At 60.6% G+C, this 24,487-nt stretch carries 25 protein-coding genes and 3 pseudogenes; 16 read left to right on the forward strand and 12 right to left on the reverse strand.

Annotated elements, in window-relative coordinates; all coding sequences use genetic code 11:
• Positions 1-95, forward strand: a pseudogene (locus tag ACQKP4_RS22825) (hypothetical protein); the annotation flags it as partial.
• Here the strand turns inward: ACQKP4_RS22825 and ACQKP4_RS22830 are convergent.
• Positions 87-161 (reverse strand): annotated as a pseudogene (locus tag ACQKP4_RS22830) (hypothetical protein); the annotation flags it as partial. The pseudogenes ACQKP4_RS22825 and ACQKP4_RS22830 overlap by 9 nt on opposite strands.
• 81 nt (positions 162-242) lie before the next feature.
• Here ACQKP4_RS22830 and tag point away from each other — a divergent pair.
• The 3 genes from tag to ACQKP4_RS22845 all read left to right on the forward strand — a co-directional run bounded on the left by tag (position 243) and on the right by ACQKP4_RS22845 (position 2,042).
• On the forward strand, positions 243-800 hold the full coding sequence (gene tag / locus ACQKP4_RS22835; RefSeq protein WP_427635883.1) for a DNA-3-methyladenine glycosylase I: 558 nt from the start codon (positions 243-245) through the stop codon (positions 798-800).
• Between the two features lie 40 nt (positions 801-840).
• Positions 841-1,728 carry a lysophospholipid acyltransferase gene (locus ACQKP4_RS22840; RefSeq protein ID WP_427635857.1) on the forward strand — a complete coding sequence of 296 codons (888 nt, stop codon included), beginning with the start codon at positions 841-843 and terminating at the stop codon, positions 1,726-1,728.
• Positions 1,729-1,802: 74 nt separating this feature from the next.
• A complete protein-coding gene (locus tag ACQKP4_RS22845) occupies positions 1,803-2,042 on the forward strand; it encodes a PilZ domain-containing protein (RefSeq protein ID WP_427635858.1) in 240 nt (79 codons plus the stop codon).
• Here ACQKP4_RS22845 and ACQKP4_RS22850 read toward each other — a convergent pair whose 3' ends face one another.
• The 5 genes from ACQKP4_RS22850 to def all read right to left on the reverse strand — a co-directional run bounded on the left by ACQKP4_RS22850 (position 2,043) and on the right by def (position 6,761).
• The gene (locus ACQKP4_RS22850; RefSeq protein WP_427635885.1) at positions 2,043-2,360 is read right to left on the reverse strand and encodes a tetratricopeptide repeat protein; all 318 of its coding nucleotides are present in this window, start codon (positions 2,358-2,360) and stop codon (positions 2,043-2,045) included. It abuts the gene before it with no gap.
• A 175-nt stretch (positions 2,361-2,535) separates the two neighbouring features.
• Positions 2,536-3,909 carry a Trk system potassium transporter TrkA gene (gene trkA / locus ACQKP4_RS22855; protein ID WP_427635859.1) on the reverse strand — a complete coding sequence of 458 codons (1,374 nt, stop codon included), beginning with the start codon at positions 3,907-3,909 and terminating at the stop codon, positions 2,536-2,538.
• A gap of 21 nt (positions 3,910-3,930) precedes the next feature.
• Positions 3,931-5,241: a 16S rRNA (cytosine(967)-C(5))-methyltransferase RsmB gene (rsmB, locus tag ACQKP4_RS22860; protein WP_427635860.1), complete on the reverse strand. Its 1,311-nt coding sequence runs from the start codon at positions 5,239-5,241 to the stop codon at positions 3,931-3,933.
• Positions 5,238-6,197: a methionyl-tRNA formyltransferase gene (gene fmt / locus ACQKP4_RS22865; RefSeq protein WP_427635861.1), complete on the reverse strand. Its 960-nt coding sequence runs from the start codon at positions 6,195-6,197 to the stop codon at positions 5,238-5,240. The genes rsmB and fmt overlap by 4 nt, the downstream gene beginning before the upstream one ends.
• 57 nt (positions 6,198-6,254) lie before the next feature.
• Complete coding sequence (gene def / locus ACQKP4_RS22870) at positions 6,255-6,761, reverse strand: peptide deformylase (protein ID WP_392892942.1); 507 nt, start codon at positions 6,759-6,761, stop codon at positions 6,255-6,257.
• Positions 6,762-6,933: 172 nt separating this feature from the next.
• On the opposite strand from def, the gene ACQKP4_RS22875 reads away from it, so the two are divergent.
• From ACQKP4_RS22875 to ACQKP4_RS22885, 3 genes are all read left to right on the forward strand, one after another.
• Complete coding sequence (locus ACQKP4_RS22875) at positions 6,934-7,959, forward strand: LysM peptidoglycan-binding domain-containing protein (RefSeq protein WP_427635862.1); 1,026 nt, start codon at positions 6,934-6,936, stop codon at positions 7,957-7,959.
• Between the two features lie 79 nt (positions 7,960-8,038).
• A complete protein-coding gene (gene dprA / locus ACQKP4_RS22880; protein WP_427635863.1) occupies positions 8,039-9,139 on the forward strand; it encodes a DNA-processing protein DprA in 1,101 nt (366 codons plus the stop codon).
• Positions 9,140-9,194: 55 nt separating this feature from the next.
• On the forward strand, positions 9,195-9,752 hold the full coding sequence (locus ACQKP4_RS22885; protein WP_427635864.1) for an L-threonylcarbamoyladenylate synthase: 558 nt from the start codon (positions 9,195-9,197) through the stop codon (positions 9,750-9,752).
• A gap of 139 nt (positions 9,753-9,891) precedes the next feature.
• On the opposite strand, the gene ACQKP4_RS22890 is transcribed toward ACQKP4_RS22885, so the two are convergent.
• Positions 9,892-10,869, reverse strand: coding sequence for an NADPH:quinone reductase (locus ACQKP4_RS22890; protein WP_427635865.1), 978 nt, complete (start codon positions 10,867-10,869; stop codon positions 9,892-9,894).
• A 157-nt stretch (positions 10,870-11,026) separates the two neighbouring features.
• Here ACQKP4_RS22890 and hemF point away from each other — a divergent pair, with 157 nt between their 5' ends.
• Complete coding sequence (gene hemF / locus ACQKP4_RS22895) at positions 11,027-11,941, forward strand: oxygen-dependent coproporphyrinogen oxidase (protein WP_427635866.1); 915 nt, start codon at positions 11,027-11,029, stop codon at positions 11,939-11,941.
• A gap of 9 nt (positions 11,942-11,950) precedes the next feature.
• The gene (gene aroE, locus ACQKP4_RS22900; RefSeq protein ID WP_427635867.1) at positions 11,951-12,772 is read left to right on the forward strand and encodes a shikimate dehydrogenase; all 822 of its coding nucleotides are present in this window, start codon (positions 11,951-11,953) and stop codon (positions 12,770-12,772) included.
• 157 nt (positions 12,773-12,929) lie between these two features.
• On the opposite strand, the gene ACQKP4_RS22905 is transcribed toward aroE, so the two are convergent.
• The 3 genes from ACQKP4_RS22905 to betC all read right to left on the reverse strand — a co-directional run bounded on the left by ACQKP4_RS22905 (position 12,930) and on the right by betC (position 17,111).
• On the reverse strand, positions 12,930-14,498 hold the full coding sequence (locus ACQKP4_RS22905) for a SulP family inorganic anion transporter (protein ID WP_427635868.1): 1,569 nt from the start codon (positions 14,496-14,498) through the stop codon (positions 12,930-12,932).
• 161 nt (positions 14,499-14,659) lie between these two features.
• A complete protein-coding gene (gene choX, locus ACQKP4_RS22910) occupies positions 14,660-15,580 on the reverse strand; it encodes a choline ABC transporter substrate-binding protein (RefSeq protein ID WP_427635869.1) in 921 nt (306 codons plus the stop codon).
• A 16-nt stretch (positions 15,581-15,596) separates the two neighbouring features.
• Entirely contained in the window at positions 15,597-17,111 is a 1,515-nt protein-coding gene (gene betC, locus ACQKP4_RS22915; protein WP_427635870.1) for a choline-sulfatase, read from the reverse strand.
• A 114-nt stretch (positions 17,112-17,225) separates the two neighbouring features.
• Between betC and ACQKP4_RS22920 the strand changes: the two genes are divergently transcribed.
• Positions 17,226-18,176, forward strand: coding sequence for a choline sulfate utilization transcriptional regulator (locus tag ACQKP4_RS22920; RefSeq protein WP_427635871.1), 951 nt, complete (start codon positions 17,226-17,228; stop codon positions 18,174-18,176).
• Here ACQKP4_RS22920 and ACQKP4_RS22925 read toward each other — a convergent pair.
• The gene (locus ACQKP4_RS22925; RefSeq protein ID WP_427635872.1) at positions 18,163-18,834 is read right to left on the reverse strand and encodes an NAD(P)-dependent oxidoreductase; all 672 of its coding nucleotides are present in this window, start codon (positions 18,832-18,834) and stop codon (positions 18,163-18,165) included. The genes ACQKP4_RS22920 and ACQKP4_RS22925 overlap by 14 nt on opposite strands.
• Before the next feature lie 84 nt (positions 18,835-18,918).
• Between ACQKP4_RS22925 and ACQKP4_RS22930 the strand changes: the two genes are divergently transcribed.
• On the forward strand, positions 18,919-19,245 hold the full coding sequence (locus ACQKP4_RS22930) for a DOPA 4,5-dioxygenase family protein (protein WP_427635874.1): 327 nt from the start codon (positions 18,919-18,921) through the stop codon (positions 19,243-19,245).
• On the opposite strand, the gene ACQKP4_RS22935 is transcribed toward ACQKP4_RS22930, so the two are convergent.
• Positions 19,246-19,647: a GFA family protein gene (locus tag ACQKP4_RS22935; protein ID WP_427635876.1), complete on the reverse strand. Its 402-nt coding sequence runs from the start codon at positions 19,645-19,647 to the stop codon at positions 19,246-19,248.
• 352 nt (positions 19,648-19,999) lie between these two features.
• Here ACQKP4_RS22935 and ACQKP4_RS22940 point away from each other — a divergent pair, with 352 nt between their 5' ends.
• The 5 genes and pseudogenes from ACQKP4_RS22940 to ACQKP4_RS22960 all read left to right on the forward strand — a co-directional run.
• On the forward strand, positions 20,000-21,307 hold the full coding sequence (locus ACQKP4_RS22940; RefSeq protein ID WP_427635878.1) for a CitMHS family transporter: 1,308 nt from the start codon (positions 20,000-20,002) through the stop codon (positions 21,305-21,307).
• A gap of 85 nt (positions 21,308-21,392) precedes the next feature.
• The gene (locus ACQKP4_RS22945; protein ID WP_427635879.1) at positions 21,393-22,160 is read left to right on the forward strand and encodes a TerC family protein; all 768 of its coding nucleotides are present in this window, start codon (positions 21,393-21,395) and stop codon (positions 22,158-22,160) included.
• Positions 22,161-22,446: 286 nt separating this feature from the next.
• Positions 22,447-22,944 carry a PAAR domain-containing protein gene (locus ACQKP4_RS22950; protein ID WP_427635881.1) on the forward strand — a complete coding sequence of 166 codons (498 nt, stop codon included), beginning with the start codon at positions 22,447-22,449 and terminating at the stop codon, positions 22,942-22,944.
• A 19-nt stretch (positions 22,945-22,963) separates the two neighbouring features.
• A complete protein-coding gene (locus ACQKP4_RS22955) occupies positions 22,964-24,124 on the forward strand; it encodes a DUF2515 family protein (protein WP_427635882.1) in 1,161 nt (386 codons plus the stop codon).
• Positions 24,121-24,487, forward strand: a pseudogene (locus tag ACQKP4_RS22960) (hypothetical protein); the annotation flags it as partial. The gene ACQKP4_RS22955 and the pseudogene ACQKP4_RS22960, both read left to right, overlap by 4 nt.

The raw sequence follows: 24,487 nt of genomic DNA on the forward strand, positions 1-24,487 counted from the left end.
TCCCCGTGTTCCTGCTCGGCGCCGTGTTCGGCAAGTTGATCGAACTGTCGGGGTTCTCGCGCTCCATCGTCGCCGCCGCTATTCGCTTGCTCGGCCCAGTATTGCTGGAGGGCGAGGATCAAGTCTTGGAAGGTACGCACGGCTGGCGTAGGCTGGCTCACGAAATTCACCTGTTTCTTGGGCTGCGATTTAAAGAGCGGGAGTATACCCGATTCGTTGCTGCGCACGCCCCCTGGAGCCTTATGCCACGCTGCTTTTGGTGTTCCGAAGATCCGCTGTACATGGCTTATCACGATCACGAGTGGGGCACGCCGCTACGCGATGCGCAGGGTTTGTTCGAGTTGCTTTTGCTCGAAGGGTTCCAGGCCGGCCTCTCATGGATCACCGTGCTGCGCAAACGTGAGCGTTATCGTGAGGTGCTGTTCGGCTTCGACGTACAGCGCGTGGCGCAGATGAGCGACGCTGAAATCAACGAATTGATGCTCGATCCCGGCATCATTCGCAACCGCCTCAAACTCAACGCGGCTCGGCGCAACGCCCAGGCCTGGCTGGCGTTGGAGGACCCGGTGGGGTTTCTCTGGTCGTTCGTCGGCGATACGCCGGTGATCAATCATTTCAAGGATCGCACCGAAGTCCCGGCCGTCACGCCCGTGGCGGTGGAGATGAGCAAAGGCCTGAAAAAAGCCGGTTTCACGTTCGTCGGCCCGACCATTTGTTATGCGCTGATGCAGGCGTCGGGCATGGTCATGGACCACACCCGCGATTGCGACCGCTACGCGACTTTGGCCAACGGCGGTTAGAATGGCCGCCTCGCGCACAGCACAAGATCAGGAGTGACCTGTGGATAAGTTGAAAGGCGCCTTGCTGGTAGGCGCTCTACGTCTGTTTGCCCTGCTTCCGTGGCGGGCCGTGCAGGCGGTGGGTTCGGCGATTGGCTGGCTCATGTGGAAAACCCCCAACCGTTCCCGCGACGTGGTGCGGATCAACCTTTCCAAGTGCTTTCCGGACATGGACCCGGCCGAACGTGAACGTCTGGTCGGCCAGAGCCTGAAAGACATCGGCAAGTCCCTGACTGAAAGCGCCTGCGCGTGGATCTGGCCGGCGCAGCGCTCCATCGATCTGGTGCGAGAAGTCGAAGGCCTCGACGTATTGAAAGAGGCGCTCGCTTCCGGCAAAGGCGTGGTCGGCATTACCAGCCACCTCGGCAACTGGGAAGTGTTGAACCATTTCTATTGCAGCCAGTGCAAACCGATCATTTTCTACCGTCCGCCAAAGCTTAAGGCGGTAGACGATTTGCTGCGCAAGCAGCGCGTGCAACTGGGCAACCGCGTGGCCGCTTCCACCAAGGAAGGCATCCTCAGCGTGATCAAGGAAGTGCGCAAAGGTGGTGCAGTGGGCATTCCCGCTGATCCGGAACCGGCCGAATCCGCCGGGATCTTCGTGCCGTTCTTCGCCACGCAGGCACTGACCAGCAAATTCGTACCGAACATGCTGGCGGGCGGAAAAGCGGTCGGCGTGTTCCTGCATGCCCTGCGGCTGCCGGACGGTTCGGGATACAAAGTGATCCTCGAAGCCGCGCCAGACGCCATGTACAGCACCGACACCGAGACGTCCTGCGCCGCCATGAGCCAAGTGGTCGAGCGTTACGTCAGCGCCTACCCGAGCCAGTACATGTGGAGCATGAAGCGTTTCAAGAAACGCCCACCGGGTGAAGAACGCTGGTATTGAGTTGATTGGCATGATCTGTGGATAACGTTTGGCTCAAAGTTATCCACACCCCCGTTCATTCAAGGGCGCAGAAGATGTCCGAACACCGCAAATCGTTTCGCATCAAGATCAGTCACGAAAGCTTCGGCGAATGCTTCGGGCAGACCCGCAATCTCTCGACCACGGGCGTCTACGTCAAGCATCCGAGCCTGTCGGCCTTGCCGACGGGCGCCGTGGTCTATGGCCAGGTGCAGGGTTTACCCACCGGCGCGCCGCGGGTGCGCATGGAAGTGGTGCTGGTGGACGCCGACGGCATCGGCCTGCGCTACCTCTGATCAGTGCGCCTGCCGATCTAGCTTTTTCAGAAACACCGTCATTTCCTTTTCGGCCTGCTTGTCGCCGTGCGCGCGAGCGGCTTCCAGACCTTGTTCCCAGGCCTGACGCGCAGACGCAAAGTCTGCCAGCGCCAGATGGGCCTTGCCTAAGAGCTTCCACGCCGCCGAATACTTCGGATCGAACTCGACGCAGCGCTGGAAATGCTCGGCGGCTTTCGCGTTTTCCTCAAGATCGAGATAACCCTTGCCCAGGCCGAAGCGCAGCAATGAGTTATCCACACCCTTGGCGAGCATTTTTTCCAGGGATTCGAGCATCAGTGGATTCCTTGTTCAGGTGTGTCAGGGATGGATTCGTAGCATTGGGAATGCATTCGCGAGCAAGCCCGCTCCCACAGTTGATCTTCAGTGAACACAATGTTTGTGAACGGTCGAGAACCCATGTGGGAGCGGGCTTGCTCGCGAAGAGGCCAGCCCGGCTACCGCAGAGCCCGGATCAGAAGAAGCTCAACCCCACATGAAACAGCTTCTCCACATCGCGAATGTGCTTTTTATCCACAAGGAACAAAATCACATGGTCGCCCGCTTCGATCACCGTATCGTCATGCGCGATGATCACTTCTTCATCACGAATGATCGCGCCGATGGTGGTGCCCGGCGGCAAGCCAATGTTCTCAATGGCCTTGCCGATCACCTTGCTTGACTTCGCATCGCCATGGGCAATCGCCTCGATGGCCTCCGCCGCGCCACGGCGCAGTGAGTGCACGCTGACGATATCGCCGCGCCGCACGTGGGCCAGCAAGGTGCCGATGGTCGCCAGTTGCGGGCTGATGGCGATGTCGATGTCGCCGCCCTGGATCAGATCGACGTAGGCCGGGTTGTTGATGATCGTCATCACCTTTTTCGCGCCCAGGCGCTTGGCCAGCAGCGAAGACATGATGTTTGCTTCATCGTCGTTGGTCAGCGCGAGGAAGATATCGGCGTCGGCAATGTTTTCTTCCATCAGCAAGTCGCGGTCGGACGCACTGCCTTGCAGCACCACGGTGCTGTCGAGGGTGTCCGAGAGATGTCGGCAGCGCGCCGGGTTCATCTCGATGATCTTCACCTGATAACGACTTTCGATGGCTTCGGCCAGACGCTCGCCGATCTGCCCGCCACCGGCAATGACGATGCGTTTGTAGGTCTCATCCAGGCGGCGCATTTCGCTCATCACTGCGCGAATGTTCGCTTTGGCCGCGATGAAAAACACTTCGTCGTCCGCCTCGATCACCGTATCGCCCTGGGGCAAAATCGGCCGGTCACGACGGAAAATCGCCGCGACGCGGGTTTCGACATTCGGCATGTGTTCACGCAACTGACGCAGTTGCTGGCCGACCAACGGGCCGCCGTAATACGCCTTCACCGCGACCAGTTGCGCTTTGCCTTCGGCGAAGTCGATCACCTGCAACGCGCCCGGATGCTGGATCAGGCGCTTGATGTAATTGGTGACCACTTGTTCCGGGCTGATCAGCACGTCGACCGGAATCGCGTCGTTATCCCACAGCTCGGGGCGCGTCAGGTACGCGGCTTCGCGGACCCGGGCGATTTTGGTCGGCGTATGAAACAGCGTGTGGGCGACCTGACAGGCCACCATGTTGGTTTCGTCGCTATTGGTCACCGCCACCAGCATGTCGGCGTCGTCCGCACCGGCCTGGCGCAGCACCGTCGGCAGCGAGCCGCGGCCCTGAACGGTGCGGATGTCCAGGCGGTCGCCGAGGTCGCGCAGGCGCTCGCCGTCGGTGTCGACCACCGTGATGTCGTTGGCTTCGCTGGCCAAATGTTCGGCCAGCGAACCGCCGACCTGCCCCGCACCGAGGATGATGATTTTCATCCAGTCACTCCATTGAATCCATTAACCGCGCGCGGCGGCGATCTTGATCAGCTTGGCGTAGTAGAACCCGTCGTGGCCGCCTTGCTGGGCCAGCAGTTGGCGACCGTGAGGCTGCTTGATGCCGGCGGTCGTGGCGAGGTCCAGTTCACGCGCGCCGGAGGTGCGGGCGAGGAAGGCTTCGATGACGTCAGTGTTCTCCGTCGGCAACGTCGAGCACGTGGCGTACAGCAGAATGCCGCCGACCTCCAGCGTTAACCACATCGCGTCAAGCAATTCGCCCTGGAGCACCGCCAGTGCGGCGATGTCGTCCGGTTGGCGCGTCAGTTTGATGTCCGGGTGACGGCGGATCACGCCGGTGGCCGAGCACGGAGCGTCGAGCAGGATGCGCTGGAACGGTTTGCCGTCCCACCAGGTCGCGGTATCACGGCCGTCGGCGGCGATCAGTTCGGCGCTCAGGCCCAGCCGTGCGAGGTTTTCCCGTACACGCACCAGACGCTTGGCTTCCAGATCCACCGCCACCACACCGGCCAATGCCGGTTCGGCTTCAAGGATGTGGCAGGTCTTGCCACCCGGCGCGCAGCAGGCGTCGAGGACGCGTTGGCCCGGCGCCAGGTCGAGCAGCTCGGCGGCCAGTTGCGCCGCCTCGTCCTGCACGCTGATCCAGCCTTCGGCGAAGCCCGGCAGGCTGCGCACGTCGGCGGCGGCTTCAAGGATGATGCCGTCCTGGCTGTAAACGCATGGCGTGGCGGCGATGCCGGCCTCGGTCAGCAACCCGAGATACGCATCGCGGCTGTGATGGCGACGGTTGACCCGCAAAATCATCGGCGGGTGCGCGTTGTTTGCCGCGCAAATGGCTTCCCACTGCTCGGGCCAGAACGCCTTCAGGGATTTTTGCAGCCAGCGCGGATGCGCGGTGCGCACCACCGGGTCGTGTTCCAGTTCGGCCAGCAGCGCTTCGCTTTCACGCTGGGCGCGGCGCAGCACGGCGTTGAGCAACGCCTTGGCCCACGGCTTTTTCAGCTTGTCGGCGCACCCGACGGTTTCGCCGATGGCGGCATGCGCCGGGACGCGGGTATAGAGCAATTGGTAAAGACCGACCAGCAGCAACGCCTCGACGTCGGCGTCCGCTGCCTTGAACGGCTTTTGCAGCAACTTCGCCGCCAGCGCCGACAAACGCGGCTGCCAGCGCGCGGTGCCGAACGCCAGGTCCTGGGTGAAGCCGCGATCGCGGTCTTCGACCTTGTCCATTTGGGTCGGCAGCGAACTGTTGAGCGAGGCTTTTCCGTTCAGGACAGCGGCGAGTGCCTTGGCGGCGGCCAGACGCGGATTCATTGAGCGTCCGCCGTTTGACCGAGCACGGTGCCGACGGCGAATTTCTCACGGCGGCTGTTGAACAAGTCGCTGAAGTTCAGCGCCTTGCCGCCGGGCAATTGCAGACGTGTCAGGCACAACGCGTGTTCGCCGCACGCGACGAGCAAGCCGTCCTTGCTGGCGCCGAGGATTTCCCCCGGTGCGCCCTGCCCTTCAGCGAGCTTCGCCGCCAGCACTTTCAGCGCTTCGCCATTCAGCGTGCTGTGGGTGATCGGCCATGGGTTGAAGGCGCGAACCAGACGTTCCAGCGCAATGGCCGGGCGGCTCCAGTCGATGCGCGCCTCGTCCTTGTTCAATTTATGAGCATAGGTGGCGAGGCTGTCGTCCTGCACTTCGCCTTCCAGCGTGCCGGCGGCGAGGCCGGCAATCGCCTGGATCACGGCCGGCGGACCGAGTTCGGCCAGTCGATCGTGGAGGCTGCCGCCGGTGTCTTCGCCGGTGATCGGCGTGGTGACTTTGAGCAGCATCGGCCCGGTGTCCAGGCCCAGCTCCATGCGCATCACGGTTACGCCACTTTCGCTGTCGCCCGCTTCGACGGCGCGTTGGATCGGCGCCGCTCCGCGCCAGCGTGGCAGCAAGGAAGCGTGACTGTTGATGCAGCCCAGGCGCGGGATATCCAGCACCACTTGCGGCAGGATCAGGCCGTAGGCGACCACCACCAGCAAGTCCGGCTTGAGCGCGGCCAGTTCGGCCTGCGCGTCTTCGTTGCGCAGCGTTGGCGGCTGCAACACCTGGATGTTGTGTTCCAGTGCCAACTGCTTGACCGGGCTCGGCATCAGTTTTTGCCCACGGCCCGCCGGCCGGTCCGGCTGGGTGTAGACCGCGACGATCTCGTAAGAGCTGTCGAGCAGGGCCTTGAGGTGTTCGGCGGCGAATTCCGGGGTGCCGGCAAAGACGATGCGCAGTGGCTCAGTCATGGGAGCAATCTCTGAAAAGAAAAAGGCTTGCCGCAGCAAGCCTTTGAAAGGAGGGCATCAAGCGTTCTGGCGATGGAGCTTTTCCAGTTTTTTCTTGATTCGGTCGCGTTTGAGGTTGGACAGGTAGTCGACGAACAATTTGCCGTTGAGGTGGTCGCATTCGTGCTGGATGCACACGGCGAGCAGGCCTTCGGCGATCAGTTCGTAAGGCTTGCCGTCGCGGTCCAGGGCCTTGACCTTGACCTTCTGTGGGCGATCGACGTTTTCGTAGAAGCCCGGCACCGAGAGACAGCCTTCCTGGTATTGCTCCATCTCGTCGGTCAGGGATTCGAACTCGGGGTTGATGAACACCCGGGGTTCGGTGCGGTCTTCGGAGAGGTCCATCACGACGATACGTTTGTGCACGTTGACCTGGGTCGCGGCGAGGCCGATGCCTGGCGCTTCATACATTGTTTCAAACATGTCATCGACCAACTGACGCACTTCGTCGTCCACTACGGCCACCGGTTTGGCGATAGTGCGCAGGCGCGAGTCGGGAAATTCGAGGATGTCTAAAATGGCCATAAGCTTATTTGCTGCACGTGTGAGGTAAAGTCGGGTCGATGGCCTGGCGGGTCCGAAGATGCAGGCTACCGTTGTGAAGCGTAGCTACCTTTTCTTTTTGGTAAAGAGTCGGGAGCGAGCCACGAGGGCTCTGGCGTTTCACGCGAACGCACATAATAAAGGGATTCACCGCATGAGGAAATCACTACTCGCCCTGCTCCTTCTGGCTTCGGCCGGTCTGGCACATGGGCAAGTGCAGCTCAAGGAAGGTTTTCCACAGCAATACACAGTGGTGGCGGGGGACACACTTTGGGGCATCTCGGGAAAATTCCTTCGTGAACCCTGGAAATGGCCCGAGCTGTGGCAGGCCAATCCGCAGATCGAAAACCCCAATCTCATCTACCCCGGCGATTTGCTGGCGCTGGTCTACGTCAACGGCCAGCCACGGCTGACCCTTAATCGCGGGGCTTCGCGCGGCACCATCAAGCTCTCGCCGCAAGTGCGCAGTTCGCCGGTGGCCGATGCCATCCCGAGTATTCCGCTGCGCTCGATCAACAGCTTTTTATTGAGCAACCGCATCGTCGACAAGGCCGAGGACTTCGACAAGGCCCCTTACATCGTTGCCGGCGATGCCGAACGCGTGCTCAGCGGCACCGGTGATCGCATCTTCGCCCGTGGCCATTTCGATCCGAACCAGCCGGTGTACGGCATCTTCCGCCAGGGCAAGGTCTACACCGACCCCGAGACCCAGGAGTTTCTGGGGATCAACGCCGACGACATCGGCGGTGGCGAAATTGTCGCCACTGAAGGCGATGTCGCCACCCTTGCCCTGCAACGCACCACGCAGGAAGTGCGCCTTGGCGACCGCTTGTTCAGCGGCGAAGAACGCTCGATCAGTTCGACCTTCATGCCAAGCGCACCCAAGACCGATATCAAGGGCGTGATCATCGACGTGCCACGCGGGGTGACCCAGATCGGCGTGATGGACGTGGTGACGCTGAACAAAGGCCAACGCGACGGTCTGGTCGAGGGCAACGTGCTGGCGGTGATGAAAACCGGCGAGACCGTGCGTGACCGGATCACTGGCCAGCCGCTGAAAATCCCCGATGAGCGGGCCGGGCTGCTGATGGTTTTCCGCACTTACGACAAGCTCAGTTACGGTTTGGTGCTCTACGCTTCGCGCTCGCTGGCCGTCATGGACAAGGTGCGGAATCCTTAGCAAGCTCCACAAGTTACCAACAGAGTTATCCACAGCTTATTCCCGTTTGAACGGGGCTCATAACGATCAAGGATGATCCATGTCGCTGTCTGCCGTCCCACCGGTTTCCCCTGCGGAACTGGAAGCTCGTTTACGTCTGCACCGTTTGCCGGAACTCGGCCCGGTGCGTTTCAAAAAATTGCTCGAAGCCTTTGGCTCGGCGTCCAAAGCCATCAGCGCACCGGCCAGCGCCTGGCGGTCGCTGGGTTTGCCGTTTGCTTGTGCCGAGGCTCGGCGCGCCAATGAGGTGCGCGATGGCGCCAGCCACGCATTGGCTTGGCTAGAGCGTCCGGGCCAGCATTTGCTGATGTTTGATCAGCCTGACTACCCGGCGCTGCTGGCGGAAATCAGCGACGCGCCGCCGCTGCTGTTCGTGGCGGGCGATCCGGGAATTCTGGAAAAACCGCAGCTGGCGATGGTCGGCAGTCGCCGCGCCTCGCGCCCGGGGATGGACACCGCCGCCGCGTTTTCCCGCAGCCTGGCCGGCGCCGGTTTCGTCATCACCAGCGGTCTGGCGCTGGGCATCGATGCCGCCGCGCATCAAGCCGCGCTGGACGTGGGCGGGCGAACGGTCGGTGTACTTGGCACGGGACTTGAAAAGTTTTATCCACAGCGCAATCGGCGGTTGGCCGACGTGATGATTGCGTCGGGTAGCGCGGTGGTTTCCGAGTTCCCTCTGGACACCGGTCCCACGGCCAGTAACTTCCCGCGACGTAACCGGATCATCAGCGGTTTGTCCCTCGGCGTGCTGGTGGTCGAGGCGAGCGTGGCCAGTGGTTCGCTGATCACCGCGAGGCTGGCGGCGGAGCAAGGTCGCGAGGTGTATGCGATTCCGGGGTCGATTCACCATCCCGGCGCCAAGGGTTGTCATCAGCTGATTCGTGACGGCGCGATGCTGGTGGAAACCGTCGAGCACATCCTCGAAGCCTTGCGTGGCTGGCAACGACTGGCGGTGTCCGCCGAGGCGCCGTCGGTGACTCACCCGTTGCTGCTGTTGCTGCACGCGGCGCCTCACACCAGTGAGGCGTTGTCTGTCAGCAGCGGTTGGGCCTTGCCCAAAGTGCTGGCCGCGCTGACGGAGCTGGAAATGGACGGCCGCGCGGTGTGCGAAAGCGGGCGCTGGTTTGCGCGGGTGAGCTAGGTTTTATGAGGAAGATCGGTAAACTGCGCAAAGCCTTATTCCGGAGAGTTTTTTCATGGTCAACCGTTGGCATGTGCAGCAAGCCGCACGAGGTATTCGCGCAGGGGCGGTGATTGCCTACCCAACCGAAGCCGTTTGGGGCCTGGGTTGCGATCCTTGGGACGAAGCGGCGGTGCATCGTCTTTTAATGATCAAGGGCCGGTCGATGGAGAAGGGGCTGATTCTGGTCGCCGACAACATTCGCCAGTTCGATTTCCTGTTCGAAGACTTCCCCGAACTGTGGATGGACCGCATGGCCAGCACCTGGCCGGGACCGAATACCTGGCTGGTGCCGCACCAGAACCTGTTGCCGCAGTGGATCACCGGCATCCATGAAACGGTGGCGCTGCGGGTCAGCGATCACCCGCAGGTGCGGGATTTGTGCGCGATGGTCGGGCCGCTGGTTTCAACGTCGGCCAACCCGCAAGGCCGGCCGGCGGCGCGCACGCGGATTCGCGTGGAACAGTATTTCCGTGGGCAAGTGGATTTGGTGTTGGGCGGCAATCTGGGGGGGCGCAAGAACCCGAGCGTTATCCGCGATGTGGCGACCGGGCACGTTATACGCCCGGATTAAATGTGGCGAGGGGGCTTGCCCCCGTTCGGGTGCGAAGCTCCCGCCAATGAGCAATGCGTTCTAATCGACCGAACGCATCTTCAGGCTGGGGACTGCTGCGCAGTCCGACGGGGGCAAGCCCCCTCGCCACAGTCGGTTTTCAAGGCAACAACACCGTCGAACCCGTGGTACGCCGCGCCGACAACTCGGTCTGCGCCTTCGCCGCGTCCGCCAATGAATACTTCTGGCTGATCTCCACTTTCAACTTGCCGCCGATGATCATCTCGAACAACTCATCGGCCATGCGCTGCAGGTTCTCGGCATTGTTGGCGTAAGTCGCCAGCGTCGGCCGGGTCACGTACAGCGAACCCTTCGCCGCCAAGATCCCCAGATTCACCCCGTCCACCGCGCCCGACGCATTGCCGAAGCTCACGACCAGGCCGCGTGGCGAAACGCTGTCCAGCGATGTCAGCCACGTGTCCTTGCCGACGCCGTCATACACCACCGGCACCTTTTTCCCGTCAGTCAATTCCAGTACGCGCTGCGCAACGTTTTCGTGGCTGTAATCGATGGTCGCCCAGGCACCGTTGGCCTTGGCCAGCGCGGCTTTTTCCGGCGAGCTGACCGTACCGATCAACTTCACGCCCAGCGCCTTGGCCCATTGGCAGGCCAGCGAGCCGACACCGCCGGCGGCGGCGTGAAACAGGATGGTTTCGCCGCCCTTGAGTTCATAGGTCTGACGCAGCAGGTATTGCACGGTCAGGCCTTTGAGCATTACGCCGGCGGCCTGTTCAAAGCTGATTGCATCCGGCAGATGCACCAGATTGGCTTCCGGCAACACATGAACGTCACTGTAAGCGCCCAAGGGGCCGCTGCCGTACGCCACGCGATCACCGACCTTGAAGCGAGTCACTTCACTGCCGACCGCCTCGACGATGCCCGCGCCTTCCGAGCCAAGACCCGACGGCATCGCCGGCAAAGGATAGAGGCCGCTGCGGTAATAGGTGTCGATGAAGTTCAGGCCGATGGCCTTGTTGGTGACGCGAACCTGTTGCGGGCCGGGCTCGGCGGGCTGGTAGTCGACATACTCGAGCACTTCGGGGCCGCCATGGGCACGGAACTGGATACGCTTTGCCATCTGAACTCTCCTTAGGTCGCATTACGAAGCTCCCTATCGGACTCCTAACCTTGACCTTCGTCAACTGCGGCGGAACAAGGTGCGGTGTTATCCTACGCAGCAATTTGCCGCCGGCCATTAGTGCGCCGCGTAGCTTTGCCCGATTCCAGGTGATGACATGACAACCCGCACCGAGGCCGTAAAAGCCTATCTGCTCGACCTGCAAGACCGTATTTGCGCCGCTTTGGAAACTGAAGACGGTGGCACGAAATTCGTCGAAGACGCTTGGGCCCGGCCTGCTGGCGGCGGCGGTCGTACGCGAGTGATCGAAAACGGCACGGTGATCGAAAAGGGCGGCGTCAACTTTTCCCACGTCTTTGGCAGCGGTCTCCCACCGTCCGCCAGCGCCCATCGGCCGGAACTGGCCGGGCGTGGCTTCGAAGCGTTGGGCGTGTCGCTGGTGATTCACCCGCACAACCCGCATGTGCCGACGTCCCACGCCAACGTGCGCTTTTTCATCGCTGAAAAAGAAGGTGAAGAACCGGTCTGGTGGTTCGGCGGCGGTTTCGACCTGACCCCGTATTACGGCAACGAAGCAGACTGCATCCACTGGCACCGCGTCGCCGAGCAGGCCTGCGCGCCGTTCGGGCCGGACGTCTACTCGCGTTACAAGGCCTGGTGCGACAGCTATTTCCACATCAAGCATCGCCACGAACCGCGCGGTATTGGCGGCTTGTTTTTCGATGACTTGAACGAGTGGGACTTCGACACCAGTTTCGCCTTCATGCGAGCCATCGGTGATGCGTTCATCGACGCCTACCTGCCCATCGTGCAACGCCGCAAGAACGATGCGTTCACCGCCAGACAACGTGAATTCCAGGAATTCCGCCGTGGCCGTTACGTCGAGTTCAACCTGGTTTACGACCGTGGCACGCTGTTCGGCCTGCAATCGGGCGGGCGAACCGAGTCGATCCTGATGTCGTTGCCACCGCAAGTGCGCTGGGCCTACGACTGGAAAGCCGAGCCGGGCAGCGAAGAAGCACGCCTGACCGAATATTTCCTGCAAGACCGCGATTGGCTGGCCGAGGCCTGAGGAATGCAGATGGACCGTTACGTCGTATTTGGTAACCCGATTGGCCACAGCAAGTCGCCGCTGATTCACCGTTTATTCGCCGAGCAAACCGCTCAGCTACTGGACTACAGCACTTCGCTGGCGCCGCTCGACGACTTTTCCGACTTCGCCCGGGCGTTTTTCCTCGAAGGTCGCGGTGCGAATGTGACGGTGCCATTCAAGGAAGAGGCCTTCCGCCTGGCCGACAGCCTGACCGAACGCGCGCAGCGCGCTGGCGCGGTGAACACCTTGAGCAAACTCGCCGACGGCTCGTTGCTGGGCGACAACACCGACGGCGCCGGGCTGGTGCGCGACCTGACGGTCAACGCCGGTTTCAGCCTGAAGGGCAAACGCATCCTGCTGCTCGGTGCTGGCGGCGCGGTGCGCGGTGCGCTGGAACCGCTGCTGGCCGAGCAACCGGCCTCGGTGATCATCGCCAACCGCACTGTGGAAAAAGCCGAACGGCTGGCGGAGTTGTTCTCGGACCTGGGACCGGTGTCGGCCAGTGGGTTCGACTGGTTGCAGGAGTCGGTGGACCTGATCATCAACGCGACGTCGGCCAGTTTGTCCGGCGATGTGCCGCCGATTGCCGGCAGTTTGATCGAGCCGGGCAACACCGTGTGCTACGACATGATGTATGGCAAGGAACCGACTTCGTTCTGCCGCTGGGCAACCGAACACGGCGCGGCGGTGTCGATGGACGGTTTGGGCATGCTCGCGGAACAAGCGGCCGAAGCGTTCTTCCTGTGGCGCGGCGTGCGCCCGGACACCGCGCCGGTACTGGCCGAACTACGCCGCCAGCTCGCGCGATAAGCTTTTGTGGCGAGGGGGCTTGCCCCCGTTGGGCTGCGGAGCAGCCCCCCCATCAGATACATCTGACACACCACATTTACTGAATTTACGACCGCTTCGCGGCCGAACGGGGGCAAGCCCCCTCACCACAAAGTGGTATTCATCCCAAGGTTTGGGTTCAGTCTTCAAACCGGATCGGGCATTTCTGCGCGCCTTCAAGCTTCCTCAATTCCTCCACCACCGACGGCCGCGCGCCGCGCAGGGTCAGGCTGCGATCCTGCTTGAGCAGTCGTCGCGCTTCCTGGTGCAGCATTTCCACGCCCGAATAATCGATGAAGTTGATCTGCTGCGCCTCGATCACCACCCGCGCGCCGTGCAGGCGTTGCAGGCGCACTTGCAGGTAATGGCTGGCGCCGAAAAAAATCGAGCCGCCGACTCGCAGAATGTCGTCTTCGCCTTCACGCCAGTGCTGCACTCGCGGTTGCGAGGTGCGCTTGAGGTAGAAGAACAACGACGCCAGGACCCCGGCATAAATCGCCGTCTGCAATTCCAGGAGCAGCGTGGCGACACAGGTCAGCGCCATCACCACAAACTCGGCGCGGCTGACGCGCCACAACGCGCGAATGCCGTGATGGTCGACCAACCCCCAGGCGATCAACAGAATGCTGCCGGCCATGGCCGGGATCGGAATGTGGGCGATCAGCGCCGCGCCGAAAATCGCAAACAACGCCACCCACAATGCTGAAAACACCCCGGCCAGTGGCGAGCAGGCGCCCGCCTCGTAGCTCAGGCCGGAACGGGTGAAAGAACCGGCGGACAGCGAGCCGGAAAAAAACGCCCCGACGATGTTCGATAAGCCCTGGGCGCGGACTTCCTGATTGGCATCCAGCAATTGCTGCGAGCGCGCGGACAAGGAGCGGGCAATCGACAGACTCGTCACCAACCCGAGCATTCCCAACGCGACGGCACTGGGCAGCAACCGCAGGATCAGGTCCAGATCCAGCGGCAGCGGGCTGAACGGCGGCAAGCGCCCGACAAACGCGCTGACCAATTTCACATGGCCGAACATCGCTGGCCACCACCACACCAGCAGCCCGCCGAGGACCAGCGTGATCAACAGCGTCGGCCAGCGCGGCAGCAGTAATTTCAGCATCACCCCGACCACCACCGTCGCCAGACCCAACACCAACGACGGTTTATCCACGGCGCCGAGGTGCTTGAACAGCATCAAAAAACTGTCGAGCGCGGTGGCCTGGCTTGGCAAGTCCAGCCCCAGCAGGTTCGGCAATTGGCCGATAGCAATCACCACCGCCGCGCCGAGGGTGAAACCCAGCACCACCGAATGCGAGACGAAATTCACCAGCGCGCCGAAACGCAGCATGCCCAGCAGCCATTGGAAAATACCGGCGAGCAGCGTCAGCAGCAGGATCAGCGTGATGTAGTCCTGCGACGCGGGCACGGCCAGCGGACTGACGCTGGCGAACAGGACAATCGAGATCGCCGCCGTAGGACCGCAGATCAAATGCCACGAAGAACCCCAGAGGCAGGCGATCAGCACCGGGATGATCGCGGCGTACAAGCCGTATTCGGGTGGGAGCCCGGCGATCAGCGCGTAGGCAATCGACTGCGGCAACGCGAGAATTGCCCCGCTGAGGCCGACGATCACGTCACGCCCGACGCTGGCGCGGGTTTGCCCTGGCAACCAGGAAAGGAAGGGAAAGAGCGAATGGCGGCTGGGGAAGGCCATGGGTCCTCTCGGGTGAGATTTTGCGCGAAGGGTAACAGGGTGACGACGTTCCTGTGGGAGCGGGCTTGCTCGCGAAGGAGTCGGGTTGTTCAACATTGATGTCGACTGACCCAACGCCTTCGCGAGCAAGCCCGCTCCCACAACAGCAACTACAACAGCGACTACAACTTGGCTTTCACCGCGCCCAACGCCTCTTTGCCATCCACGGTTTTCACCCCATCCAGCCACTTATCGAGCACAGCCGGATTGGCCTTGATCCACGCCTTGGCTGCTTCAGCATTGCTGACCTTCTTGTTCACCACCTCGGACATGATGCTGTTCTCCATTTCCTGAGTGAAACTCAGGTTGGTCAGCAATTTCCCAACGTTCGGGCAGGCCTGTGCATAACCTTTGCGGGTCAGGGTATAAACCGCGCCGGTGTCGCCGAAGTACTTCTCGCCGCCCTTCAGGTAATGCATTTTCAACTGCACGTTCATCGGGTGCGGGGTCCAGCCGAGGAACGTCACGAACTTCTGTTTCTTCACCGCACGACCCACTTCCGCCAGCATCGCCTGCTCGCTGGACTCGACCAGTTTCCATTGGCCCAGCTCAAAGTCGTTCTTCTTGATGATGTCCTGCAACGAGATGTTCGCCGGGGCGCCCGAGCCGATGCCGTAGATTTTCTTGTCGAACTTGTCGGCGAATTTGTTCAGGTCGGCAAAGTTATGCACACCCGCGTCCCACACGTAATCGGGCACCGCAAGCGTGAACTCGGTGCCGTCGAGGTTTTTCGCCAGTTGCGTGACATCGCCGGTGGCCACGAACTTGTCGTAGAAACCCTGCTGCGCCGGCATCCAGTTACCCAGGAACACGTCAACCTGGCCGTCTTTCAAGCCGCCAAAGGTGATCGGCACCGCGAGGGTGTCGACCTTGGCCTTGTAGCCCATGCCATCCAGCAGAAACCCGGTAATGGCGTTGGTCGCGGCAATGTCGCTCCAGCCTGGGTCGGCCATTTTCACCGTGTCGCAGCTTTGCTCGGCGTAGGCCGATGCACTGCCCAGAGCCAATAGCCCGATGGTCAGTGCTGTGGATAACTTTTGCATGGACTTCCCCTTAACATTATTGGTTTTGGCAGGGTTGTGGATAACGTGCTTTGCGCTCCAGATCGTCGAGGTCGATGTGGTTGCGCATGTACTGCTGACTGGCGTCTACCAGCGGCTGGTGATCCCAGCTCTTCAGCTTGCCGAGGGTCAGCGCACCGGCGACGAAGCGCCGACGCCGCTGGCTTGCGAGCACCTGTTGGTGGATCGCCGGGATGTCCCACTTGGCCCGAGCTTCAGCCAGAAACGCCTCGAACAGCGGTCGATGTTGCGGCGATTGACTGAGCTCTTCCTGTTCACGCGGATCGTTGTGTACGTCGAAGAGTAGGCAAGGGTCGTCTTCGCTGTAGATGAATTTGTAGGCGCCGCGCCGAATCATCATCAGCGGGCTGATGGTGCCCTCGGCCATGTACTCGCCGAAGACTTCGTCGTGACCGCCCTGCCCTTGCAGGTGCGGAACCAGCGAGCGACCGTCCAGTGGCAGGCCCGGCTCCAGCGAACCGCCCGCCAGCTCCACGAACGTGGGCAGCAAATCAGCGGTCGAGACTGCCGCACTTACCCGGCCCGCGCCGAATTGCCCCGGTGCGCTGATCAACAGCGGCACCCGCGCGGCCATTTCATACCAGTGCATTTTGTACCACAGGCCGCGTTCGCCGAGCATGTCGCCATGGTCGCCGGAGAACACGATGATGGTGTCGTCGATCAACCCGGTATCTTCGAGCGTTTGCAGGAGTTTGCCGACGTTGCTGTCGATATAGCTGCACGCACCGAAATACGCACGGCGCGCATCGCGAATCTTATCCACAGGCAGCGGCTTGTCCCACAGGTCGTAAACCTTGAGCAAACGCCGGGAATGCGGATCGAGCGCAGACTGCGCGGGCGTCGTAGGCAACGGGATGTCGGCATTGTCGTACAGATCCCAAAAAGCCTTGGGAATGGTGTACGGGTCGTGTGGGTGCGTCATCGAGACGGTCAGGCAAAACGGCTGATCACCGTCCTCGCGGATGTGATCGAACAGGTATTGCTGGGCCTTGAACACCACCTCTTCGTCGAAATCCAGCTGATTGGTGCGCACACACGGCCCGGCTTGCAGCACCGACGACATGTTGTGATACCAGCTCGGGCGCACGTCCGGCTCGTCCCAGTTCACCGACCAGCCGTAGTCGGCCGGGTAAATGTCGCTGGTCAGGCGTTCTTCGTAACCGTGCAGTTGGTCCGGGCCGCAGAAATGCATCTTGCCCGACAGCGCGGTGCGGTAACCGAGGCGACGCAGGTAGTGGGCGTAAGTCGGGACATCGGCCGGAAAATCGGCCGCGTTGTCGTAGGCGCCGATCTTGCTCGGCAACTGACCGCTGACCAGGGTGAAACGCGACGGCGCGCACAGTGGGCTGTTGCAATACGCGGCGTCGAACACCACGCCTTCGGCGGCGAGGCGGCTGAGATTCGGCAGTTTGATGGGCGAAGGGCCGTAGAACGGCAACATTGGCGCGGCCATCTGATCGGCCATGATGAAAAGAATATTCTTGCGCTTCATGTGATCGCGGCATTCCATAGTGAAAATTTATGCGAGAGTGCTGCGACCGAGCATGGGTGCCGTGCTCTATCGGGTAAAGCCCGCCGCAGGCAATGACTAGGATAAGCACAGCTTATGTATGACGCCCTTGGTGATTTGTCCCTCGACCTGCTGCGGGCCTTCGAAGCGGCCGCCCGCCAGCGCAGCTTCACGGCCGCTGCGGTGGAGCTTGGGACCACACAGCCGGCCATCAGCCAGCAGATCAAACGGCTGGAGGAGCAACTCGCGACGCGCCTGTTCGATCGCATTTACCGTGGCATCGAGTTGACTGAACCGGGAGCCATTCTTTTTGAGCAGGTTCAGCTCGGTTTGCAGAATATCGACGCAGGGTTGAGCGCGATCAGTGCACAGCACCAACACGAGGTGTTGCAGGTGGCGACCGACTTCGCCTTCGCCGCCTATTGGCTGATGCCGCGCCTGCACCGCTTTCATGCCGCCAATCCGCAGGTCGACGTCAGCCTGGTCACCAGCGAGCGCAGCCTCAACATGCTGCGCACTGACATTGATGTGGCGGTGTTGTTTGGCGATGGCCGCTTCAAGCAAGGTGAAAGCCATTGGTTGTTCAGCGAAGAAGTATTTCCGGTGTGCAGCCCGCTGTTGTTGAAGGACCGGCCCCTGCCCTTGCCGACTCAGTCGCTGCTCGAGTTCCCATTGCTGCATCTGCGGGGTGAGAACAGCAGCAACTGGTTCGACTGGAGCGGCGTGTTTCGCGAGTTGGGGATTAATTCGGTGCCTGCACCGGGGCAACTGCGGTTCGACAACTACACCTTGTTGATTCAAGCCGCGATTGGTGGCCAAGGCGTGGCGATTGGCTGGCGGCACCTTGTGGATAACTTGCTGGCCCAAGGTTTGTTGTGTCGGCCAATTGCCGAGACGGTCATTTCCAGGCTGGGTTATTACGTGGTGCTGCCGCAGCGCAAACGGCGCGGGGCGCTGATTCAACAGTTTGTGGATTGGCTGATGGAAGAGCAGGCCAGCAGCGCGCAATCGCTGAATGGTCTGCCCCTGCCGTCTATCGCTGTGTAGCGTCGGCCGCGACGAAACTTACGTGCTCGCCAACGTGCAGGTTCAGTTGCAGCTCATCGGCAATCCCGACGGCGACCCGGTTCAAGCGTTGCAGCGGTTCGGCCAGACCCGGTTCGAGGCTGCTGCTGACGTGGCTGAAGTGTTCGATGGTCAGGCCCGCAACGCCGCGCGGCGCATTGACCAAGGTCCAGTGCAATTCACTGCTTTGCAGGGCTTCGCGAATTTCTTCGGCGGCGTGGCGTTGCAGCCGGTCTTCGATTTCCGGATCGTCGAGCAACTCGAAATCACCCACCAGAAACAGCCGTTGAATGCCCGCCGCCTGCATGCCCTCGATCAGCGCATCCACCGCCAGCACTTGCTCGACCGGGCCGGGCACGATGGTTTTTTCCACGTATTCACTGTTGAACGGCAGCCCCGGTGCGTCTAGCAAGCAGATAACGGCTGAACAGCCTGCCACGCTTTGTTTCACGCGTTCCGCCTCAAACAAGTCCCCGGTCTTGGTGCGCAAACCCGGACGTGGCGCGAGTGCGGTCAGGTCGTCGAGAATGGCGATGACTTCGTGTTGGCGCCGCAGCATTTCAGCCATCAGCGCACTGCCCAGGCTACTCATGGCACCATAAAGCACCACTTTTACGGTGGGGGTTTCGGCATTTTTCATGGCTGATCTTCCTTGTTTCCTACGTATATGGCGTGTGACCTGTGGGAAACGGTGAGGGTTCGACCGAGTTTTAGAGGGATTCAGATGCAGCAGATCAAGGGTTATCACGCCCACGTCTACTTCGACGCGAACAGCATCGACCAGGCGCGCGCATTGTGTGAGCAAGCCGCGCAGTTATTTGAGGTGAAGATGGGCCGCGTGCACGAACGCCCGGTCGGCCCGCACCCGGACTGGAGCTGCCAACTGGCGTTCGGGCCGCAATTGATTGGCGACGTGCTGCCGTGGCTGGCACTCAACCGCAAGGGCCTGGTGGTGTTCCTGCACCCGGACACTGGCGACGATTTGCTTGACCATACTGAACACGCAATCTGGATGGGCGCGGTCCGGCCACTGGATTTGTCTATTTTCTGATCAAAGCGTTTCTTCAGCTTCGCCGGGCAGGTGCTCGTCCAGGTGCAGCCACGGCAATCGGCTGTCGGTCCAGATATGCCGCTCGGCTGGCGCCAGTTCCGGGTGATCGAGGGTGGCAATGGTCACGTCAATGCTCTCGGGGCTGAGGCGTGTCACCAGCGCCAATTGCGCCCCACAGGTCGGGCAGAAATATCGCACGCAGCTGGATGAAGAGTCGTACTGCGCCGGCGTGCCTTTCAGCCATTGGAAGGCCGTCGCGGGCACGGTGATCCAGGTGGTGACGATCCCGCCACTGACCCGGCGACAAATCGAACAATGGCAGTGGGCGATGTCGCGCAATGGCCCACTGAATTGATAGCGCAGCTGGCCGCAGTGACAGCCGCCGGTGTGAATGTTGGCCATGCTGTTTCCTCCTGGGTGTACTTGCCGACGCCATCGTCGGATCGCCGCAACTCGGTCTATCTCCAAAATCCGGTCCGACGACCGGTTGTACATCCGGTCAATGCTTTCACCGCCGAAAGCTGGCTGAAAGCTTCCGCGATTAGGATCGCCCCACTACCGGCAACAGACCGGTTGGCCAGTGCCAGTGTTTTATCGCTCGCACGGCCCATTTAACAACAACAATGGTGATCCTGATGTCCTTCGCTACCCGCCGCCTCGCTGCAACTCCGCCCGTACGCCTCGTGCTTCCCGTTCTGCGCTGACCCCAACCGGTTCGCCCATTCCCTAGCCGCGCTACGCCTGGAGTATTCCCATGCTGACTTTCCTTGGCTTCGCCATGGTCATCACGTTCATGTTCCTGATCATGACCAAGCGCCTGTCCGCGCTGATCGCCCTGATCATCATTCCAATCGTCTTCGCCCTGTTCGGTGGTTTCGCGCCGAAGATCGGCCCGATGATGCTCGAAGGCATCACCAAGCTTGCGCCGACCGGCGTGATGCTGATGTTTGCCATTCTGTACTTCGCCCTGATGATCGACTCCGGCCTGTTCGACCCGGCCGTGCGCAAGATCCTCAAACTGGTCAAGGGCGACCCGCTGAAAGTTTCGGTCGGCACCGCCGTACTGGCGCTCGTCGTTTCCCTCGATGGGGACGGCGCGACCACTTATATGATTTGCGTGGCCGCCATGCTGCCGCTCTACAGCCGCATCGGCATGAGCCCGCGAATCATGGCCGGCCTGATCATCCTCGCCGGTGGCGTGATGAACATGACCCCGTGGGGCGGCCCGACCGCCCGCGCGGCGAGTGCGCTGCACGTGGACCCGTCCGATATCTTCGTGCCAATGATTCCGGCGATGCTGGCCGGCGTCGTCGCGATCCTGGCCATTGCCTACTTCTACGGCAAGCGTGAGCGTGCGCGTCTGGGTGAATTGCACCTGGCCGGCGATGAAATCGACCACAGTGAAATCAGCGTTTCGCAGTACCCGGATGCCCGTCGTCCGAAATTGATCTGGTTCAACGGCGCCCTCACGCTGGCGCTGATGGGCACCCTGATCGCTGGCCTGTTGCCGCTGCCCGTGCTGTTCATGGTGGCGTTCAGCATCGCGATGATCGTCAACTATCCGTGCCTGCAACAGCAGAAGGACCGCGTTGCGGCCCACGCCGGTAGCGTGCTGGCGGTGGTCGGCCTGATTTTCGCGGCGGGTATCTTCACCGGTATCCTGACCGGCACCGGCATGGTCGACGCGATGTCGAAAAGCCTGCTGGCGGTCATCCCGGATTTCCTCGGCCCGTACCTGGCCGTGATCACCGCGCTGGTGAGCATGCCGTTCACATTCTTCATGTCGAACGACGCATTTTATTACGGGGTGTTACCAGTACTTGCCGAAGCCGCCAGTCATTACGGTATAACCGCGGTAGAAATGGCACGTGCCTCGATCGTCGGTCAGCCCGTCCACTTGCTGAGCCCGCTGGTACCATCGACCTACTTGTTGGTGGCCCTGGCCGGTATCGACTTCGGTGATCACCAGCGCTTCACCCTGAAATGGGCCGTGCTGGTGTGCATGTGCATACTGGTTGCAGCGTTGCTGATGGGGATTTTTCCGCTGTTCAGCACTCTATAAGCCCAAGACTCACCGCAACGGGTCCCGGCTTTGATGTTCGAAGCCCGGGCCTTTTGTGGTTTAACACCTTCTCAAAGGAATACACATGGAATGGCTGACCAACCCTGAAATCTGGGTTGCCTTCTTTACCCTGACCGCCCTGGAAATCGTCCTGGGTATCGATAACATCATCATGATTTCGATCCTGGTCAGCCGCATGCCCAAACACATGCAGGCGCGCACGCGGATCTTCGGCCTGGCGCTGGCGATGATCACGCGGATCCTGTTGCTGCTGTCGATCACATGGGTCATGCAACTGACGGCCGACCTGTTTGAAGTGTTCGGCCAGGGTATTTCCGGGCGAGACCTGATCCTGTTCTTTGGTGGCCTGTTCCTGCTGTGGAAGAGCTCGCAAGAGATGTACCACGCGCTGGAAGGCGAAGACGAAACCAACGAAGAACCGGGCGGCAAGGGTGGCAAGTTTTTCTACACCATCATCCAGATCGCGATCATCGACATCGTGTTCTCGCTGGACTCGGTGATCACGGCCGTCGGCATGGTCTCCCACGTCCCGGTCATGGTCGCGGCGATCATCGTGGCGGTGCTGGTGATGATGCTGGCCGCTGGCAAGATCAGCGAATTCATCGACAAGCACCCGTCGCTGAAGATGCTCGCACTGGCGTTCCTGCTGGTAGTCGGGACCGTGCTGATTGCCGAATCCTTCGGCGTACACGTGCCAAAAGGCTACGTCTACTTCGCGATGGCGTTCTCGCTGGCGGTTGAAGCGATCAACATCAAGTTGCGCACCGCGATCGCGAAAAAGAAGAAACAGCAAGATCCGGTGAAACTGCGCAAGGACATTCCGGGGCAGTAACCCGAGCTGTGCACTGGCTATGTCAGCCAGTGCACCCAACCTGTGGGAGCGGGCTTGCTCGCGAAGACTGAGTATCAGTCGACATCAATGTCGCCTGATACACCGCCTTCGCGAGCAAGCCCGCTCCCACATTTTTTTGCTCAGTGATTAGCCAGGCGGGTCAGATTTAAGCATTTTCCTAAAGCCAATCCGTGCGGTGCTTGGTACGGTCGCACACCAAGGTTGACGCACAGTCTCCCGGTAGTTAGCGTCCCCCACGCATCAAACGACATGACAAGGAATGCATATGTCTGGAAAACCGGCTGCACGCCTCACGGACCCCACCACCTGCCCGCTGCCGGGACACGGCACCAACCCCATCGCCAGCGGCTCGCCGGACGTTTTTTTCAACGGCCTCCCTGCGGCTCGCCTCGGCGACACATGCACCTGTGGCCAGGCGCTCGACGGTAGTTTCTCGTCGACGGTGTTTATCAACGGCCTCAATGCCATGACCCTCGACAGCACCGCCAGCCATGGCGGCGTGGTGATCGGCGGTTCCGGCGATATCATCATCGGCAGCTCTCACACCCCAGCGCCGTTCATTCCACCGCTGCCGATCATTGGCCAGCCCCTGGTCGAATTCAAAGCCGTCAGCGCCGGCAATGGCGAACCCATTGCCGAACAAGGTTACGAAATCGAAACCGCCGAAGGCCGCGTGGTCAAAGGCCAGACCAACGCTCAAGGCATGACCCAAAGCGTCGTCACTTTAAAGCCCGACCTCGCCATCGTCCGCTGGACTGTCTGACGCCTCAAGGAAGAATCAAATGACCGGCCAATGCATCGCTCCAGACGACCTGGACATGAAAAAACTGTGGGACAGCACCTGTGAACTGCCCACCTGCAAGCGCGAAACCACCACCGGCGGCCCCAACCCGAAAACCCGCGTCGAAGTGCCGTTGCTGACCTGCAATTGCCTGTGGCGTCGGTTTCAGAAAGAAGCCGAAGACTGGGTCGCGCCGGGTGGCGTCCTGATCGCCGACCCGCAAGCCCGCAACCGCAAGATCAACGCTGCGTATGCGCAGTTGTGGCTGGCGGACAACCGGTTTCAATGGGCGGGGTTGGCGGCGTTTGCTTCGAAGCAGGTGGGGTGTGGGTTGTTGCATGCTTCTAACTTGCAAAAAGGCATAGCGGCAGAAAAAGAGGCCCACCGTAAATTACGGGAAGCTCCATCGGAAACCTTGTTCGAGGGCCTAGGTTTTAAATTCAGTCGAACCGATCCCAAGATTCAAGCCGAGGTCGATAAGGCAAGGTCTGGGAATCCTGTTCCTACGACTGATATCACGCTCGGCGACAGTTCCCGTTCTCTGGTTCAGCAGCAACTGGACTACGTTTACGAAATGCTCGCGCTGGGGAATACAGCGCTGTTTCTGGATGTTTATCCTCTCCACCGTTTTTTTATGGTGCGTGGGTACAAGGAAATGGAGAAATGCCTCAGAAGCCGGGGAGAAATTTCTAAAGACGTGATGTGGCCCATCCGAGAGAGCGTCCATTTCGGCGTTGCTCATAAAGAAATCTTTGATACGTTTGAGGCTATCGAAGCGGGAAACATCGCCGACAGCGTCAACTACATGGCAGCCCATGAGCAGATCAATATTCTGCAACCTGCGATGTATGACAAGGTGCGCTTCGCTTCGCTCATCCGTGGCACTCACGCCTCGGATATTGTCTCCGTCGTCACAGGGTTGCTATCGGGCGTGCCAGAGGGAATACAGCTCACCCTGGCCAGTCAGTGCAAAGCACCAGACAGTCGAAGCGTCACGTTTAGCAGCAATCCGATAGCAAATTTGTCGGACAAGGATCAAAGAATGAAATTCGTGCTTCGGGCTGCAGCACAATTCAATACGCTGCTAAAAAATCCGACTACAAAAAGTCAGTTGCAAAGCTCGATTTCTGACATCGCAGCTGGAAATGGAGTACGTCAGTGACTAAACCAAGACAGTATTGGTTAATTTTAATTTTCTTCTTTTTTCTAGCAGCGGGAAGTCTTATGTATTCCTGCTGGAGTACAAAAACCTTATCCGTCCATATCGGGAAGTCCTACGAGCGAGTCGTTAAAGACTCGACATTCGCGGTCGAAGACAATACAGCTATCTATCCGGGCGACCCTAACGACCCGAAAGATCCACCCAGACCCGGGTCTACTTGGATAAGTAGCCCGACCATCATTGAGTTTGATGATCCTGTTAACGGATTCAAACTTCCTCCGACGGTGTTTGGCGCCGTTACGTATGGAAGCCAAAACGTCTCGACGCTGACCACCTCGCCTATGTCGGAAACGAAACCTTTTA

Source organism: Pseudomonas sp. NPDC086278, from assembly GCF_050280905.1.
In the GTDB taxonomy this organism is placed as follows: Bacteria; Pseudomonadota; Gammaproteobacteria; order Pseudomonadales; family Pseudomonadaceae; genus Aquipseudomonas.

What these genes read in the sequence shown, in the direction of transcription:
- tag (WP_427635883.1), top strand. Translation starts at nt 243, where the DNA reads ATGCCACGCTGCTTTTGGTGTTCCGAAGATCCGCTGTACATGGCTTAT.
- ACQKP4_RS22845 (WP_427635858.1), top strand. Translation starts at nt 1,803, where the DNA reads ATGTCCGAACACCGCAAATCGTTTCGCATCAAGATCAGTCACGAAAGC.
- trkA (WP_427635859.1), bottom strand. Translation starts at nt 3,909, where the DNA reads ATGAAAATCATCATCCTCGGTGCGGGGCAGGTCGGCGGTTCGCTGGCC.
- rsmB (WP_427635860.1), bottom strand. Translation starts at nt 5,241, where the DNA reads ATGAATCCGCGTCTGGCCGCCGCCAAGGCACTCGCCGCTGTCCTGAAC.
- fmt (WP_427635861.1), bottom strand. Translation starts at nt 6,197, where the DNA reads ATGACTGAGCCACTGCGCATCGTCTTTGCCGGCACCCCGGAATTCGCC.
- def (WP_392892942.1), bottom strand. Translation starts at nt 6,761, where the DNA reads ATGGCCATTTTAGACATCCTCGAATTTCCCGACTCGCGCCTGCGCACT.
- ACQKP4_RS22875 (WP_427635862.1), top strand. Translation starts at nt 6,934, where the DNA reads ATGAGGAAATCACTACTCGCCCTGCTCCTTCTGGCTTCGGCCGGTCTG.
- dprA (WP_427635863.1), top strand. Translation starts at nt 8,039, where the DNA reads ATGTCGCTGTCTGCCGTCCCACCGGTTTCCCCTGCGGAACTGGAAGCT.
- ACQKP4_RS22885 (WP_427635864.1), top strand. Translation starts at nt 9,195, where the DNA reads ATGGTCAACCGTTGGCATGTGCAGCAAGCCGCACGAGGTATTCGCGCA.
- ACQKP4_RS22890 (WP_427635865.1), bottom strand. Translation starts at nt 10,869, where the DNA reads ATGGCAAAGCGTATCCAGTTCCGTGCCCATGGCGGCCCCGAAGTGCTC.
- hemF (WP_427635866.1), top strand. Translation starts at nt 11,027, where the DNA reads ATGACAACCCGCACCGAGGCCGTAAAAGCCTATCTGCTCGACCTGCAA.
- aroE (WP_427635867.1), top strand. Translation starts at nt 11,951, where the DNA reads ATGGACCGTTACGTCGTATTTGGTAACCCGATTGGCCACAGCAAGTCG.
- ACQKP4_RS22905 (WP_427635868.1), bottom strand. Translation starts at nt 14,498, where the DNA reads ATGGCCTTCCCCAGCCGCCATTCGCTCTTTCCCTTCCTTTCCTGGTTG.
- choX (WP_427635869.1), bottom strand. Translation starts at nt 15,580, where the DNA reads ATGCAAAAGTTATCCACAGCACTGACCATCGGGCTATTGGCTCTGGGC.
- betC (WP_427635870.1), bottom strand. Translation starts at nt 17,111, where the DNA reads ATGAAGCGCAAGAATATTCTTTTCATCATGGCCGATCAGATGGCCGCG.
- ACQKP4_RS22920 (WP_427635871.1), top strand. Translation starts at nt 17,226, where the DNA reads ATGTATGACGCCCTTGGTGATTTGTCCCTCGACCTGCTGCGGGCCTTC.
- ACQKP4_RS22925 (WP_427635872.1), bottom strand. Translation starts at nt 18,834, where the DNA reads ATGAAAAATGCCGAAACCCCCACCGTAAAAGTGGTGCTTTATGGTGCC.
- ACQKP4_RS22930 (WP_427635874.1), top strand. Translation starts at nt 18,919, where the DNA reads ATGCAGCAGATCAAGGGTTATCACGCCCACGTCTACTTCGACGCGAAC.
- ACQKP4_RS22935 (WP_427635876.1), bottom strand. Translation starts at nt 19,647, where the DNA reads ATGGCCAACATTCACACCGGCGGCTGTCACTGCGGCCAGCTGCGCTAT.
- ACQKP4_RS22940 (WP_427635878.1), top strand. Translation starts at nt 20,000, where the DNA reads ATGCTGACTTTCCTTGGCTTCGCCATGGTCATCACGTTCATGTTCCTG.
- ACQKP4_RS22945 (WP_427635879.1), top strand. Translation starts at nt 21,393, where the DNA reads ATGGAATGGCTGACCAACCCTGAAATCTGGGTTGCCTTCTTTACCCTG.
- ACQKP4_RS22950 (WP_427635881.1), top strand. Translation starts at nt 22,447, where the DNA reads ATGTCTGGAAAACCGGCTGCACGCCTCACGGACCCCACCACCTGCCCG.
- ACQKP4_RS22955 (WP_427635882.1), top strand. Translation starts at nt 22,964, where the DNA reads ATGACCGGCCAATGCATCGCTCCAGACGACCTGGACATGAAAAAACTG.